The organism is Paenibacillus sp. QJM3NY_38 (assembly GCF_056173265.1).
In genome coordinates, this window is sequence record NZ_CM149665.1 from 3,516,444 (window position 1) to 3,532,213 (window position 15,770).

The window sequence follows — 15,770 nt, forward strand, 5'->3', positions numbered from 1 at the left end:
ACAAAGCGACAGTATTGGAAGGTAAACTGTTCTCAGTCAATTAGGCAGAAGTTTACATTTTAATACGTTGTGAAGGGGAGAAAAACGACTTGCTAAGATCTATCGTGATTCCTGAGCGTTACCAATCCAGGCTGGACAGGATGGAAACGGCTATCGCCATACAAAAAACCAAATCGTATTTTAAGACCGGGCTTGAGAAGGCACTCCGCTTAACCGAAGTCTCCTCACCCGTTATGGTAAAAGAGGGCACAGGTATTAACGACAATTTGAACGGCACGGAACGGACCGTATCTTTTGATGTGATGGATATGAAGGAAGGCCGTGTCGAAATTGTGCAATCCCTTGCAAAGTGGAAACGTTCGGCTCTTGCCCAATACGGCTTTACGAGTGGGGAAGGTTTATACACCGATATGAAAGCCGTCAGGCGGGATGAAAACATGGATAATCTGCATTCCATATACGTCGATCAGTGGGATTGGGAAAAAGTGATATGCGAAGACATGCGTACTCTCGCCACCTTAGAACATGAAGTTGTAAGGATATATGATGTGATCAAATCCACGGAAGAGTACCTTTATGAACTTCATCCCTTCTTGAAGCCGATCCTCCCGGAGCGAATTTTTTTCATCACGACGCAGGAGTTGGAAGATCGCTTTCCTAGTTTAACGCCGAAGGAAAGGGAAAATGAAATTGTCAGGATACATGGCGCCGTATTCATTATGCAAATAGGCGGAACGATGAAGTCCGGTCAGGTGCATGACGGCCGCTCGCCGGATTATAATGACTGGACGTTAAACGGGGATATTGTTTTGTGGTATCCGGTATTGAATTGTGCGGTGGAGCAAAAAGAAAGGATATCTTACAATGAAGATATCCTTTCTTTATTCATTAGGGATGGTGTTGGTCTGCATCTTATTCCATATCTTGACCATAATTAGCGTCACGATAGCCACAAGCGCAGCCAAGATCAAACTGACAAAAAAACCGGGCCGAATGCTCTTCTCCATGATGGTTCCGGTTACGGCACCGAGCAGGAGGATGATGCCGAATCCACCCAGAATCACATCCCACATTCTGACCTTTAGAATTTTGTAAGCCGAAATGATAATGAACGACCAATTATACATCTGCAATATGCCGGCAGCCGTTGTAATGTATTCGTATATTTTTCCGGGCAATAGGAGTGCCGTGACGATTGAAGCCGATAAACCGATCGCGGCGAGCACCAAGGAAGGGAGCGGCAGCTTCCGGAACTTTTCCAGCTTCTTCGTAAAAATACTCGGTGCATCGCCGTCCTTAGCCATCGTCACAAGCAAATTCACTACGGCAAACAATGAAGCGCTCATCGTCGAGAATCCGGCCATAATGATCGCTCCATTGAATACATGGGGAAAGAAAGTTAGCGGATAGCTGGATAGCGCCGTAACGAACGGGCTTTCTTTCTCACTCAAGAGTTTGTAGGAAACCATGAAGACAGCAAGCCCGATGGATATCATGTAGATCACGGTCAGTCCGATGAGCATGACTTTTCCTGACTTGGGAGCATCCTTTTTGTTTTTGAGCTGCATGGACATCAAACCAATGGTTTCGACACCCCCATAGGCATAGAAAGCATATAAGAGCGAGGACCAGAATGCGGGAAATCCGCCAGGGAACACTTGTCCAACCGAATCGGGAAATCCGGGTCTACCATCGCTGCCCCCGCGAATCCAGCCCATAAGCGCTGCAGTTGAGAGAAGAATAAACATGAGAATCGCCGCTGTTTTTATGACGGCCAATACATTTTCCACCTTATCGAAGCCTTTCGTACCCAGCAGAACGACGGCAATCGATAATACGGCATAGATGGCTGCGAATATCCATAGCGGAATATCAGGGAACCAAAACTTGGTCAGGATGGACAGAGCCGTCAGCTGACTGCCCATGATTAGAATTTTCGTGCTCCAGTAATTCCATGCGCTTCCGAAACGTGCCCACCGCCCAAACGCTTTTCCCGCATAATAACAAAAGGATCCCTCTTGAGGATCCGCCGTCGTCATTTTGGCCAAAAAATGAAAGACAATATAGGTTCCTATAGCAGCGATAAGGAATGATACAACCATGGAAGGTCCCGTCAGCTTAATGCCAATGCCGGAACCTAGAAAATACCCCGTACCAATCGTACAGCCGATGCCAAGCAGTGAGAGCTGCCACCACTTTAAGCTGCCTTTGCTGCTCTTATGATCCGACGATGCGGAATCGTTCGGTCCTGCACACCCAGGTGAATCCATAGCATATACCTCCTCTATGGTTAAGTTGTTCATGTACCGTGCGGAGTATGCATCTGGTTTGAGCAGATTAACCATTATTGGAATAATTATTATGTAAGTCCCCATAATAGCTATAGATTGGTGGGGAGTGAGTGTTATGTTAAGTCGATTACTGATAAAAGCGCTGAAACGAAGCATTCCAAAGAACAGAACAAAGAAAACAACGGATACACCACATCCGATAACCACGTCACTTCAAGACTCCATTCAAATATTGGAGCAGAAACTGGGGAATAGCTCTGATTTTATTGTCAGAATAGTACCGGGTCGCGACGGTATACCGGAAATTGCGGTGTGCTACATAGAGGGACTAGTTGATCTGGATCAGCTTAACGGAATCATGGAAGCTTGGTTAACCGTTACAGTGGATACCGTTGGAACGCCTGATATGGATGCATTGCTGAAAAAAGTATTGCCGGCAAGGCAGGTAACTCAGCTGCGATCCGTTCATGCCTTAATCCCGGCGGTATTAGAAGGTAAAGCCGTTATCTTAATTGATGGCTTGGATGTCGCTTATTCAGCATCTGTTGCAGGTCTGGAGAAGCGATCGATTGTTGAGCCGAGTTCACAGACCGTGATTCGAGGACCTAAAGATGGCTTCACTGAAGACATTTCGACCAATCTATCCCTTATCCGAAGAAGGCTTCGAACACCGGATTTGCGGGTTCAAACGATGGTTATCGGCAAATATACCAATACCAGAGTGACTACAGCTCATATTGAGGGTATTGCGGATCCGCAGGTTGTATCAGAGATTATGTCACGGTTACATTCCATTGATACGGATAGCGTGCTGGAAAGCGGATATATCGAAGAATTTATCCAAGACGCTTCCGTGACACCTTTTCCAACGATGATTAACACAGAACGCCCTGACGCAGTGGCTGGAAGCCTTTTGGAAGGACAAGTTGCCATTTTGATTGATGGTTCACCCTTTGTACTGATTGCCCCTGTTACTTTTTTTAAGTTCCTCCATTCTAGTGAAGACTACTATCAACGGTATGACTTGACCACATTTTTGCGGGCCATTCGCTTTGTTTCTGTTGTGGTATCCCTGCTGCTTCCCTCCTTATATATTGCCTTCTCGACGTTTAATCAGGAGATGATTCCGACTCCACTTCTCATTAGTTTGGCAGCGCAAAGGGAAGGCACTCCACTGCCTGCGCTGGTTGAAGCCTTCATGATGGAATTAACGTTCGAGATCATTCGAGAAGCGGGGGTTCGGATGCCAAGGGTCATTGGACCAGCCATTTCGATTGTGGGGGCTCTCGTATTGGGACAGGCTGCTGTTCAGGCGGGCCTTGTGTCCGGTGCGATGGTGATCGTAGTTTCCTTTACGGCTATTGCGAATTTTGCGATCCCGGCTTTTAGCATGGCAGCAGCCATTCGATTAATTCGTTTTGTCTTGATGCTGCTGGCAGGGACGCTTGGCTTGTTCGGTATTTTGGCTGGCATCGTGCCTCTTTATGTTCATTTGGTGTCCCTGACTTCGTTTGGGGTTCCCTATCTGTCGCCTATGATACCGCTCCGCTTCTCTGAAATGAAGGATCTGTTTGTCCGTCTACCATGGCCATTGCTCAAGACCAGGCCTAAGGAGATCAGTCAACGTAATCTAGTCAGGCAGAACGAGAATCCACGTTCTAAGGATACGAGAAAGGATCAGACGAAGTGAATTTGATTAACTAGAGGTGAAATATGCGCATTTTCGCTCAAATAACACTTTTGCTCGTTATGATGTTTTCAATGACAGGCTGCTGGAATCAAACCGAGTTAAACGAGATCGGCCTCATCTCAGCGATCGGCATAGACCGGTCAGGGGATCGGTGGATCGTTTCTTATCAATTAATTAACCCATCGGCGATTTCATCCGGTGCTGGCGGTGCTGGCAAGGCTGGCGGCTCGGAGGCTCCAATCCATGTGTTTTCCTCAACGGGCCCAACGCTTCGGGAAGCGATTGATGTCAGTTATACGGAATCAGCCAGACGTCTATATTTTCCGCATACGGATATCCTTGTGCTTGGTCAGCAGGCAACGGAAAAGGGGATTAGCGAAATCATGGATTTCTATTGGAGAAACACCTATATGCGTGAGACCGTCAATGTCCTGGTTACGAACGGGCAGGCAAGTGAGCTGCTAAAGCAACTTGTACCGACTGAACGATTACCGGGTGCAGCCATCGCTAATATACTGGAAAAAACGGATCAATTTAATGGCAATTACCCATCCACGAAAATGTATGAGCTGGCTATTAGTTTGGATTCGGAGTCACAAGCAGCCGGTGTTCCCCAGATTGAATTAGTGGGTGGGCCGGAGGCTAAAGTGGATTCCGTGGATCAATTACATAAAACCTCTACCCGCGGAAAACTTAAAATTACGGGATTATCCGTATTTGATAAAGACCGGAGAATCGGAACGTTAACGCGTAGTGAAAGCTTCGGAATATCTTGGTTAACTGATAAAGTGAGCATCAGTACGTTATCCATTCCTTGTCCAGAATCGAATACAGAAAAAGAACAATTTTCATTCCAATCGGCCTCTGCAAAAACCAAAGTCACACCTCATAAAACGGCAAACGGTTATCAAATGCGAGTTTCTGTTAAAGTCAAAGGTACAATATCGGAGTCTCATTGTCATAGTAACTTAACCAGCTTGCCTATACTTCATGCGGCGCAGAAGGAAATTGAGAAGGTAATTAAGGACTATATGGAACAAGGATGGGAAGCCGCCAAAAGAATGAAAGTCGATTTGCCACATTTTGCCGACAAGATCCATCGTAAATATCCGAAAGATTGGCAAAAGTTAAAGGACCGTTGGGAAGAAGAGGAGATGCAATCTCTCCAACTTGTACTAGAGGTGGATGCAACGATCAGTCAAACAGGAATGTCACAAACGTCTTTCAGAGAGACGGGAGCTCTTAGTAGGCCTTTGCTCTTTTCATTGGTAAGGGCACAGAAAGGGAAAGCTGCTTATGAACCAATCCATTCGAGTTACCGAGTTAGTATGTTATCTGGCTCTTTTTGAGGTTGGAAGCACAACCTTGTTTTTCTTGGGAGCTGAAGCCAAGCGGGATGCTTGGCTAGCCATGGCCCTAGCCGCCTGCGTTGGACTGCTCCTACTTTGTATATATCTGATGATACACCGCACAGATCCTGATCTTGATCTGTATGATTTATGCAAACGATATTTCGGTAAAGTCATCGGTTTTGTAGCAAGTTTTGCCTTTACCGCTTATTTCACCTATGAAGCCTCTCGTAATCTAAGGGATTTAGGTGAACTAACGGTGTTGACTTTGTTAAACCGGACACCGCTGGGATTTATCATGCTGATCGCCATTGTTGTCATAACAAGTACGGTGATGTATGGGCCTCGTGTTGTCTTTTTGGTCAGCGCTGGCCTGCTTCCCATTATTATTTTGAGTTATCTCACCATATATTCCCTGCTGTTAACGACGGGACTTATTAAAACAGAGATGATGCTGCCGGTTTTAGAGAATGGTTTTAAACCAGTATTCTCTGCAGCCATACCGGAGCTGGTGTCATTTCCGTTTGGACAAACGCTCCTGTTCCTGGTGTTTTTTCCTTTGGTGCATAAGAAGGGAAGGTTGCGGAGAGGCGTGATAATCACATATATCATTACGGCGATTTGTTTAATATTGATCAACCAAGTCAATATTTTGGTCTTAGGGCCGACACTTGCTGCCAGTAGTACGCTTCCTTTGCTGCAGGTGGTTCAGCTGATCGAAATTGCAGATGTCTTTGAGCGCATCGACGTTTTATTCGTTCTTATACTATTTCTGGGGCTGGGCGCGAAAATGACTGCTTTTTCTATGGGTGCCGTAATCGGCCTCACTAAACTCACAGGAATCCCCTATAAGATATGTACTGTTTTCTTAGGAGTATGCTTATATATGTTGGCATTCTTGTCCCCAAATTACCCTCATCATATATGGCTTGGGATTAAGTTTGTCGTGACATATGTAACACCCATCTTCCAGGTGGCGCTGCCTTCGATGCTTCTCCTTACGATATGGATCAGACAAAAGATGGAAAAACAACATCAATGAAAGTTTCAGCACCAACAATACTTGTGTTCGCTAAAAATACCCTGAATACTTTCGGCTTGTTTAATTCACAATAAACCTGAACTGCAGAAAAGAAGCCGTTATCCAGCTACCACCTTGTTGAAATTACTTGATTGACATGTAAGCAAACCATATTAGGAGGTACGAGAATGCAATTCGAACAACCACAAAATCATCAAAACATGGAGACCGGTATGATTCCTCCACAATTGAACCACGGCGGACATGAGATGTTTGATGTCCACGAAGTATTGGCAGGGGCTATCAATACGATGAACACGTATACCATGCTGAGCGGACATGTGCAGGATCCGGAGCTTCGGGATATCCTGCAGCGTCAGAAGCAATTTATAGCTGATGAGTATAACATCACCTTAGAGTGTTTCAAATCAGGACAAGATCCTTCAAAGCCGACGCAAAGCTATAAAATGAAGCAGGGCAATGACTTTATTTACGGCATGAAACCAGGCCAGCCGAAAAAACCGATGCAGTCTACAGCCGAGATCAACGATGAAACCATCGCGCTCAGCATGCTGAATGCAGTGAAATCGGGTGCTACGATGAAAACCAATGCAGCCATGGAATCTACGAATCCGGTCGTACGCCGCGTGCTTGCCGATTCTCTTCCTAACTGCATCGAAATGGCATATGAAATTTCGCTATATCAGAATAAGCATGGATACTACCAAGTACCGCAGCTGCCTCAGCAAGATATGCAGTACATGCAGAATAGTTACGGCACAGCCCCAATGCCTGGCAATATGCCCCCTCATTAATAACCAAGCGCTTTGTCCGTATGGACAGGGCGCTTTTTTTTAATTCTTCTAAAAGGAAAAGAGATACATAACCTCAGCGGCTGAATATTAATTGAGAATGATTATCATTCAGACTATAATAGGACAAAACAATATTACAGTCTGAAGGGGTGGCCGTCAGCATGGAAGAGACGCAATATTCGCTGTTTGGAGTACACTATATCAAGCTTGGTCATACCGAAGAGGCTGCCGGTGGATACATGGAAACACATACCATGTTATTGGTAAGTAAAGGTTCAGGTGATTTGTATTTGAATGGAGTTAGGCATCGATTGAAAGCGAAGGCGATCTGTTATTGTCCGCCGGGGACGATTGCCGACATACGCCGGACGCCAAACTCGTCGGTTCCGCTCGAGCTTTATGAATTGCAATACGATGTATGGGAGTTCAAGGAGCGGACACCAAGCCGAATCGTATACGGCAAGCGAATCTCTGCACTGATGGGCACCGGTAAGCTTCCCGTCGCCGCTACACACGAGGCTCTTGTTCTGGTTCAAGAACTATACCAATTCAAGCAATTTCCCGGAGTCAGCAGCGGGAGACTTGCAACAAACCTTCGCTTAGATGCGGTATTTAAACAACTGTTGGGTACGCTGATGCAGTCAACCAATGATGAGGAGCGTGAAGAGGATTGGCTGGAGCGTATGAGACTTGCAGTGGATTATATGGAGAAGCATTTCGCCGAGGCGATAACGCGAAACGACATGGCGAAGAGGGTAGGACTAACGCCGGAACACTTCTCTGTATCATTCAAAAGAGCAACGGGATCCGGCTTCACGGAGTATCTGACGCGGCTTCGCCTGGAGAAAGCCAGGGAGGAATTGCTTAGCGGCGACGATCGTAATCTCGATCGAATCGCCCGGGAAATCGGCTACCAGGACGGTTTATATTTAAGCCGGAAATTCAAGCAGTATTTCGGTTACTCTCCTCGTGATTATATCCAGCGTCCGAAGCGTATTGTGGCCCTGCAATATGTGGGTCATCTGCTGGCGCTTGGACTTACGCCCGCAGGAACTTCAACCAATCTGCTGCGTGCCCGCCCCTATGTCGGAAAGCTGGGGAATGCAGCGGACGTAGGAGATGCCCGATCGCTCCAGACGATATCATCGTTGCAGCCCGATCTGATCGTCACGTCCGGACCGAACAGCGAGCCCTTATCCCAGCTTGCTCCAACCATTTCACTTCCTTGGGGACAGGAAGACCCGCTCGACGAACTGTTACGATTAGGCAGAGCACTTAACCGCGAACGCGAAGCGAAGAACTGGATGGATGGATTTCGAGCGAAGGAGGAGCTAGCTGCTGCTCAAGTAGCTAAACTGATCAGTCCACATGCTTCGGCTGCCGTGTATGAGTTTTGGGCGGATCGGCTATGGGCGGTTAATATGGCGTATGGCAGAGGACTGCGCAATTTATACCAGACGTTCTCGTTTCGGCCACCAGGACCGCTTGCAGAACACGTATTAGGTGAGGGAGTCGGCTTGGAGTTAACGCCGGACATGCTGGCAGCGTATGCCGCAGATTATATGTTTGTAACCATCTGGGAATGTGGTGGAGGTGCAGGATATGCAGAACGTGTCATGAACAGCAAGGAATGGAGAAGCTTGCCTGCCGTTCGAAACGGGAATGTGTTCTTTCTCGATCTGGAGCTATTTAAATATAATGATCCGCTTGCTTTGGAGCAGCAATTGTCCATACTCACCGAGCTTCTAACAAATGTCCATAGAACCGCTTACGGAACGCAATAGACCCGTGCAACCCTTGCCGTTATCATGTTAATAATGATAATCATTATCAACACGATGGAGGGTGAAAAGATGTGGTTGTTGCTTAAAGGATTGATGTTGTCTCTGATCGGAAGTATGGTCATTGTGCTGGGCGCCTGTGGAGACACACAGCAGCAAAGTGAAATTGTTAAGGCCAATGGCGACCCGCAAACAGGGGCAACACGTAAATATGAAACGGTCATGGGCGAGATCGAGATTCCGAAGGATCCGAAGCGAATTGTCGCGACGCAATATCTTGGCCATCTGCTAACCTTGGGCGTTAAGCCAGTCGGCGCCGGTACGGCCAGCCTGAATCAATATTTTTTGCAGGATCTGACCGATGGCATCGAGGATATCGGTGACGATCAGGCGGCGCTTGAGAAAATCGTATCGCTTGATCCCGATCTCATTATTAGACCTTCCGATAAGAACTATGAGCAATTCGCCAAAATCGCACCGACGATTGTGATTCCCTGGGGAGCAAAAGATCTGTATGCCGAGCTGCGTGAATTCGGAGAATTCCTCGGGAAATCGGAGGAAGCGGAGGAAGCGATTCGGCACTATGAGGAGAAGCTTGCTGAGGCCAAGGCGAAGCTGGACGGAGTCGTGAGGGAAGGAGAAACGGTTGGCGTCTATGAGATTTGGGCGAAAAACTTCTGGGTCGTAGGTGAGAGCTTTGGTCGCGGTACCCGCAATCTGTATTCGGGTCTCGGCTATCAGCCGCCAGAAGCCGTAAAAGAGCAGATCGTAAACGGAAGAGCCGGTCTGGACATTTCCCTGGAATCGCTGCCGGAGATGGCCGCGGATTATATGTTCGTGACGGTTTACGATGCGGACGGAGGCGGGGATCGTGCCAAGGAGATTTTGGAGAGTGCCATCTGGAAATCCCTTCCGGCTTACAAAAACAATCGCATCTACACGTTGGATATCAATCAGTTCTCGGCAGGCGATCTCATCTCCCTTGAGAAGCAATTGGAGATCCAGACGAAGCTGCTGCTTGGCAACGGGAGGCTCTAGCGACAAAGTGTCAGTATGATATACATACTAATTCCTTTGCGAAAGGTTCTCGAAATGCCGGCCAGATGTAGTCGATAAAGTTTCGGAGATCCAGGGACAGATAGACTTAAGAAGTCGCGATTTTCGCGGCTTTTTTTAGTGGTAAAAAAGGACTTAATCAATAGCATGATCCTAAGTTTATACTTGGTTTCCAGGGTGTTTGGGTATTGTGGAGGATCTTCTCACTTTGTTAACAACTTTAAATCGTTTATAATGATTAGATAATAGTAGGTATTTTAATCTATCAATATTTATAATAGACTATAATATGGTGATAATTGACACAGAAAACGTGTGTTTTCAGAGGACGCCTTGCTTTTTAATGACGTTTTTAGCAGGGATGTCTATTCTTTTTTCAAATATATGGGATAAGGAAGGTTTATAATGAGCAACATGGAGAAAAAAACAGACGTAATCTTAATCGGTGCCGGCGTCATGAGCGCAACATTGGGAGCCTTACTGAAAGAGTTAGTACCTGAGTGGGAGATCAAAGTGTTTGAGAAACTCGCAAGCGCGGGGGAAGAAAGCTCCAATGAGTGGAATAATGCGGGGACCGGCCATTCCGCATTGTGTGAGCTTAACTATACGTCCGAAAAACCCGACGGATCTATAGACATCAGCAAAGCGATCAATATTAACGAACAGTTTCAGGTTTCAAGACAGTTCTGGTCTTATCTGGTAAGCAGCAATCTGATTCGCAATCCGCAGGACTTTATCATGCCTATTCCTCATATGAGTTTAGTGCAAGGCGAAAAAGACGTGACTTTTTTGAAAAAACGTTTTGAAGCGCTGTCAAACAACCCGCTCTTTCAAGGAATGGAATATTCCGAGGATCCGGATCAGCTGAAAGAATGGATTCCGCTTATTATGGAAGGGCGTACATCGAATGAGCCGTTAGCGGCAACCAAAATCGACTCCGGGACGGACATTAACTTTGGCGCTTTAACGCGCATGCTGTTTGACCACTTGAAGAGCAAAGACGTCGAAATGAACTACAAGCATAGCGTCAAGGATATTAAACGTACACAAGATGGTTCGTGGAAAGTGAAAGTCCATGATATCGAGCATGGTAAAACCGAATATCATACGGCGAAGTTCATCTTTATCGGCGGCGGGGGCGGAAGTCTGCATTTATTGCAAAAAACCGGTATCCCCGAGTCCAAACATATTGGAGGATTTCCGGTAAGCGGATTATTCATGGTATGCAAGAACCCGGAAGTGGTAGCGCAGCATCATGCCAAAGTATACGGAAAAGCCAAGGTTGGCGCTCCGCCGATGTCGGTTCCCCACTTGGACACAAGATATATTGACAACCAGAAGGCATTGCTCTTCGGTCCGTTTGCCGGCTTCTCGCCGAAGTTCTTAAAAACGGGGTCTAATTTTGATTTGATCACATCCGTCAAACCGAACAATCTGTTCACCATGCTGGCGGCTGGCGTAAAAGAAATGGCATTGACCCGATACTTGATCCAGCAAGTGGTGCTATCGAATGAAAAGCGCATGGAAGAATTACGCGAGTTTATTCCGAACGCCAAAAGCGAGGATTGGGAAATCGTCGTGGCGGGCCAACGTGTACAGGTGATTAAGGATACACCGAAGGGTAAAGGAACGCTTCAATTTGGTACTGAAGTGGTTAGTGCCGCGGATGGCTCGGTCGCTGCCTTGCTCGGTGCTTCCCCAGGCGCTTCGACAGCTGTTCACGTGATGCTCGAGGTATTAGAGAAGTGCTTCCCGCAGCATATGGAAGAATGGGAGCCGAAAATTAAGGAAATGATTCCTTCATACGGCATGTCTCTTGCGAAAAACCCGGCCGTATTCGAGGAAATTCAAGAATCAACTGCGCAAGCGCTAGGTCTAAGCTTAAAAGTACTGGTGCATAGCTAATAGTAGACAGGTAGAAAGCGGCAATTAAAAGACACATCGTGCTGTTACTGGATAACGCATAAATAAGGAACATCCCATATACGTATCGGCATATGGCCAAAGATCGAAGCGGTTCATTCATTGAACCGCTTTTTTACGTTATTTAACAGCCAAGTATCACAGATATCAATATTTCGGATATTATTGAAAGTTTGCAGGATATTATGAATGGGCCAAGCCTCTTATAATGAAATCAAGAATTGATAACACTTACATAACGATCATAGGAGGCTTACCCATGAAAATTACCCGGCATCCGGAGAATCCGATCGTAGTGCCTGGACTTTACGATTGGAGAAAGGTGACGGTATTCAATCCGGCCGTCATTATCGATAACGGAAAATTCTATATGATAGAACGGACGGCAGGCTCGCTGACTCCCTGCAAAAACTACCTGGGTCTCCTGGAGAGTGCGGACGGCGTGCATTTTACTCATGTGCTGGACGAGCCCGTCGTAACGCCGGATCAGCTGGGATTCCCCTACGGCAGTATCCAGGACCCGCGGATCGTCAAGATCGACGATACCTTTTATCTGAACTATGCCTTACGGCCATGTGCCATGAACTATTACCCGACGGGAGCCGGCATCCCCGAACGCTCGATTCCCGAGTATCCGGACGGTTGGGGCGAAGAGGAAGGCCACTGGCTGACGCGCTCCGGGATACTGACTTCCCAGGATCTCATTCACTGGGAGTACCTGTGCGATACAACGCCGCTGGATATCAATGACCGCGACAACATTCTGTTTCCGGAGAAAATCAACGGCAAGTATGTGCTGCTTCGCAGACCGGAAGAATATGTAGGGGAGGAATACGGAACCGAAAAAGCAGCCATGTGGATCAGCTACTCCGAAGACTTGGTTCATTGGGACGAGCCCAAGCTGCTGGCAAAGGCCGAGAACAACGATTGGGAGTTTAAAAAAATCGGCGGCTCAACGCCTCCGGTGCGGACAGACAAAGGATGGCTGGTGCTCTATCACGGCGTGGACCAAGATACGGTGTATCGCGTAGGGGCCTTGCTGTTGGATTTGGAAAATCCGGAAATAATCATCGCCAGAACCCGCCGCTTCATTATGGAGCCGGAGACGTATTATGAGAAGTTCGGCTATCAGATTCCGAATGTCGTGTTCCCGACAGGCAATGTGGTCAAGGACGGGCTCCTCTATATCTATTATGGCGTGACGGATACGGCGATTGCGCTCGCTACGGTTCCTCTGGATGAGTTGGTAGATTATATTTTGAACGAACCGCAATAACGGGAGGAGTGAGGGCGTGGCAGAGCAGTTGGTTTCGCTGTCGCGCTTCCTCTAGAACCTAATTTGTAAGCGATACCATTGATTTGAAAATTTGTAAGGTTTATGTTACTAAAATTAACGCAAGAAATGAAAATATGCTTATTATAAGTTTCAGTTATTTAAAATGACTTAAAAAAATTAGATGAAATCGTTTTTTTAATGGATATTGGGATCGAGAGCCCGATTGTATAATTAATATATCTTATATTGTTAAATATAAGAACATGATATGTAATATATAGAGAGGGGTATATCACATGAAAACGCCTAAGAAGCTTAGAACGCTGCTGCTCACCGGAACAGCCGCGCTGCTGCTCATGTCAACCGTAGCCTGCGGGTCTGGAGAGAAAGACGCTGCCGAGCCGGAAAAGGTTACCTTGAACATCATGCATCCATGGACCTCGCCGAACGTGGATAACGAGGTGTACAAGGAAAGGATCGCCGAGTTTGAAAAACAGCATCCCGCCATCATCATCAAACAGGATGGGGTAGCGGCAACCGAGTATAAAACGAAGCTGCGCACGCTGGCTGCCGCCAACAATCTGTCGGATATCAATGTCGTATGGCCTGGTGCCGATCTGGCTCCTTTGGTAGCCGGGGATCTGCTGATGCCGCTGGATGGCCTGATGGACAACTGGAAGGATATTTTGCCGGAGGACGCATTGGCCGGGTTCAACCAGAACGACAGTCAATTTGCCGTGCCGACCAAACAAACCTTCGTGGATATTATTTACTACAACAAGGAAATGTTCGCTGGAGTCGGTTATGACCAATTTCCGGCTACCTACGACGAATTCATTGATGCGGTAAAAAAGCTGAAGGAAGCCGGCATTACGCCGATCTCCCTGGGCAACAAAGAGAAATGGCCGCTTCAATCGTCCTTCTTGTCGATTATCGGTGACCGCTATGTAGGCAGTGATTTCTTGCAGAAAATTCTGAATAAGGAAGCCAAATTTACCGATCCCGAATATGTGAAAGCGATTGCCGTCATTGACGAACTCGCCAAGCTGGGGGCATTCAATACCGATGCGAACAACATGGATTCCGTGCAAGGCCAGGACTACTTCATACAAGGTAAGGCAGCGATGCATATCTCTTCTTCCACCGTTGACGGAAGAATCCGCATCAACAACGAGGAAGGGGATAAATTTGGCATTGCGCTCTTCCCGAGCGTCCCTGGCGGCTCCGGCGATCCGGTGAAAAGCGCAGGCGTCGTTCAGTACGGTATTTCCATTAAAAAAGGATTGAGCGATGAAAAGAAAGCGGCTGCCGAGGAATTCCTCAAGTTTTTTGTCAATAAGGACCTGTACAAAGATCTGATCAGTAAAGGCGTTGTCGTGCCGGCCAACGTTGAAATTCCAGAAGATGCGAGTCCGTATCTCAAAGAAATGCTGGAGTTGACCAACAAGGGAACGGCGCCGGTATTCGACAGCGTTATTCCGACCCAAGTTACCGATGTCATGCAGAACGGATTGCAGGCTCTGACGATTGGCAGAGGAACGCCGGAGGAGCTCGCTCAAGAGGTTCAGGAAGCGTTCGACAACATGAAGTAAGGGCGCACTTCCCTAAGTCAAGTTCATGATGGTACAAAGAAAAACCCGGCAGCGGGTTTTTCTTATTAAAGACAGAAAGAAAGGAGTTACGCCAATGCATACGCTTAAGCATACAAAATGGGCTATTTTCTTGGGCTTGGCGCCAGCACTCATTATATATATTTGCATTGCCATCTTTCCCATTGGCTTATCGGTTTATTATTCCTTGATGAACTGGGATGGGATCACACCTATGCGGTTTATCGGGCTGGACAATTTTGTTGATATTTTCAAGGACGATATTTTTTGGCTGTCCGTTAAAAACAATATCATCATTATGTTTACAGGGATCGCGGGACAGATCCCGCTTGGCCTCCTGCTGGCCTTGCTGCTGAATCGAGGGCTTAAGGGCTCCAGTTTCTTCCGGACGATCGGATTCCTGCCCGTGGTCATCTCATCGGTCATGGTGTCCCTGATCTGGGGCATGGTGTACAACACGGAATACGGGATGCTGAACAATCTGCTTGGTGTATTGGGACTCGAGAGCTGGCAGCAGAATTGGCTGGGCGATCCGTTTTGGTCCATGATCTCGATCAGCATCGCTTATATATGGCAAAACTGCGGACTGTACATGATTATTTTATTGGCAGCTTTGCAGAACATCCCCGATGAAGTCAATGAGGCGGCAGCCCTTGACGGGGCGACCGGATTAAACCGGATTATGCGCATTACCATTCCGATGATCCGGGGGACATTGCTCGTCTCCGTTGTCTACAGCATCAGCAATTCGTTCCGCGTGTTTGATCTGATCCAGATCATGACCGGCGGAGGACCGGCCCATGCAACAGAGGTTATGACCGTCTATATGTATAACAACTCATTTATGAATATGAGATTCGGCTACGGCAGCGCGGTATCCGTATTGATTCTTCTGTTTAGCCTTATCGTTATTACAATCGTGAATCGAATTGCTAGAGAAAAAGAATAGAAGGGAGAG

At 47.0% G+C, this 15,770-nt stretch carries 12 protein-coding genes; 11 read left to right on the forward strand and 1 reads right to left on the reverse strand.

Annotation, left to right across the window (positions count from 1 at the left end; all coding sequences use genetic code 11):
* Positions 1–89: 89 nt before the first annotated feature.
* Positions 90–938, forward strand: coding sequence for an aspartate--ammonia ligase (locus AC0VZ8_RS16280; protein WP_475487547.1), 849 nt, complete (start codon positions 90–92; stop codon positions 936–938).
* On the opposite strand, the gene AC0VZ8_RS16285 is transcribed toward AC0VZ8_RS16280, so the two are convergent.
* Entirely contained in the window at positions 882–2,270 is a 1,389-nt protein-coding gene (locus tag AC0VZ8_RS16285; RefSeq protein ID WP_475487548.1) for an amino acid permease, read from the reverse strand. The genes AC0VZ8_RS16280 and AC0VZ8_RS16285 overlap by 57 nt on opposite strands.
* A gap of 136 nt (positions 2,271–2,406) precedes the next feature.
* Between AC0VZ8_RS16285 and AC0VZ8_RS16290 the strand changes: the two genes are divergently transcribed.
* The 10 genes from AC0VZ8_RS16290 (at position 2,407) to AC0VZ8_RS16335 (ending at position 15,761) form a co-directional block, all read left to right on the forward strand.
* Positions 2,407–3,981, forward strand: a complete 1,575-nt coding sequence (locus AC0VZ8_RS16290; protein ID WP_475487549.1) for a spore germination protein — start codon at positions 2,407–2,409, stop codon at positions 3,979–3,981.
* Between the two features lie 23 nt (positions 3,982–4,004).
* Entirely contained in the window at positions 4,005–5,330 is a 1,326-nt protein-coding gene (locus AC0VZ8_RS16295; protein WP_475487550.1) for a Ger(x)C family spore germination protein, read from the forward strand.
* Positions 5,278–6,372, forward strand: coding sequence for a GerAB/ArcD/ProY family transporter (locus tag AC0VZ8_RS16300; protein ID WP_475487551.1), 1,095 nt, complete (start codon positions 5,278–5,280; stop codon positions 6,370–6,372). Before AC0VZ8_RS16295 ends, AC0VZ8_RS16300 begins: the two co-directional genes overlap by 53 nt.
* 167 nt (positions 6,373–6,539) lie before the next feature.
* On the forward strand, positions 6,540–7,166 hold the full coding sequence (locus tag AC0VZ8_RS16305; RefSeq protein ID WP_475487552.1) for a spore coat protein: 627 nt from the start codon (positions 6,540–6,542) through the stop codon (positions 7,164–7,166).
* 161 nt (positions 7,167–7,327) lie between these two features.
* Positions 7,328–8,950, forward strand: coding sequence for an AraC family transcriptional regulator (locus AC0VZ8_RS16310; protein ID WP_475487553.1), 1,623 nt, complete (start codon positions 7,328–7,330; stop codon positions 8,948–8,950).
* A 69-nt stretch (positions 8,951–9,019) separates the two neighbouring features.
* Complete coding sequence (locus AC0VZ8_RS16315) at positions 9,020–9,985, forward strand: ABC transporter substrate-binding protein (RefSeq protein ID WP_475487554.1); 966 nt, start codon at positions 9,020–9,022, stop codon at positions 9,983–9,985.
* Between the two features lie 423 nt (positions 9,986–10,408).
* On the forward strand, positions 10,409–11,908 hold the full coding sequence (locus tag AC0VZ8_RS16320; RefSeq protein WP_475487555.1) for a malate:quinone oxidoreductase: 1,500 nt from the start codon (positions 10,409–10,411) through the stop codon (positions 11,906–11,908).
* Between the two features lie 277 nt (positions 11,909–12,185).
* On the forward strand, positions 12,186–13,202 hold the full coding sequence (locus AC0VZ8_RS16325) for a glycoside hydrolase family 130 protein (protein ID WP_475487556.1): 1,017 nt from the start codon (positions 12,186–12,188) through the stop codon (positions 13,200–13,202).
* A 296-nt stretch (positions 13,203–13,498) separates the two neighbouring features.
* On the forward strand, positions 13,499–14,794 hold the full coding sequence (locus AC0VZ8_RS16330) for an extracellular solute-binding protein (RefSeq protein WP_475487557.1): 1,296 nt from the start codon (positions 13,499–13,501) through the stop codon (positions 14,792–14,794).
* A 94-nt stretch (positions 14,795–14,888) separates the two neighbouring features.
* A complete protein-coding gene (locus tag AC0VZ8_RS16335; RefSeq protein WP_475487558.1) occupies positions 14,889–15,761 on the forward strand; it encodes a carbohydrate ABC transporter permease in 873 nt (290 codons plus the stop codon).
* Positions 15,762–15,770 lie beyond the last annotated feature (9 nt).

What these genes read in the sequence shown, in the direction of transcription:
- AC0VZ8_RS16320 (WP_475487555.1), top strand. Translation starts at nt 10,409, where the DNA reads ATGAGCAACATGGAGAAAAAAACAGACGTAATCTTAATCGGTGCCGGC.
- AC0VZ8_RS16300 (WP_475487551.1), top strand. Translation starts at nt 5,278, where the DNA reads ATGAACCAATCCATTCGAGTTACCGAGTTAGTATGTTATCTGGCTCTT.
- AC0VZ8_RS16315 (WP_475487554.1), top strand. Translation starts at nt 9,020, where the DNA reads ATGTGGTTGTTGCTTAAAGGATTGATGTTGTCTCTGATCGGAAGTATG.
- AC0VZ8_RS16285 (WP_475487548.1), bottom strand. Translation starts at nt 2,270, where the DNA reads ATGGATTCACCTGGGTGTGCAGGACCGAACGATTCCGCATCGTCGGAT.
- AC0VZ8_RS16290 (WP_475487549.1), top strand. Translation starts at nt 2,407, where the DNA reads ATGTTAAGTCGATTACTGATAAAAGCGCTGAAACGAAGCATTCCAAAG.
- AC0VZ8_RS16330 (WP_475487557.1), top strand. Translation starts at nt 13,499, where the DNA reads ATGAAAACGCCTAAGAAGCTTAGAACGCTGCTGCTCACCGGAACAGCC.
- AC0VZ8_RS16325 (WP_475487556.1), top strand. Translation starts at nt 12,186, where the DNA reads ATGAAAATTACCCGGCATCCGGAGAATCCGATCGTAGTGCCTGGACTT.
- AC0VZ8_RS16295 (WP_475487550.1), top strand. Translation starts at nt 4,005, where the DNA reads ATGCGCATTTTCGCTCAAATAACACTTTTGCTCGTTATGATGTTTTCA.
- AC0VZ8_RS16310 (WP_475487553.1), top strand. Translation starts at nt 7,328, where the DNA reads ATGGAAGAGACGCAATATTCGCTGTTTGGAGTACACTATATCAAGCTT.
- AC0VZ8_RS16305 (WP_475487552.1), top strand. Translation starts at nt 6,540, where the DNA reads ATGCAATTCGAACAACCACAAAATCATCAAAACATGGAGACCGGTATG.
- AC0VZ8_RS16335 (WP_475487558.1), top strand. Translation starts at nt 14,889, where the DNA reads ATGCATACGCTTAAGCATACAAAATGGGCTATTTTCTTGGGCTTGGCG.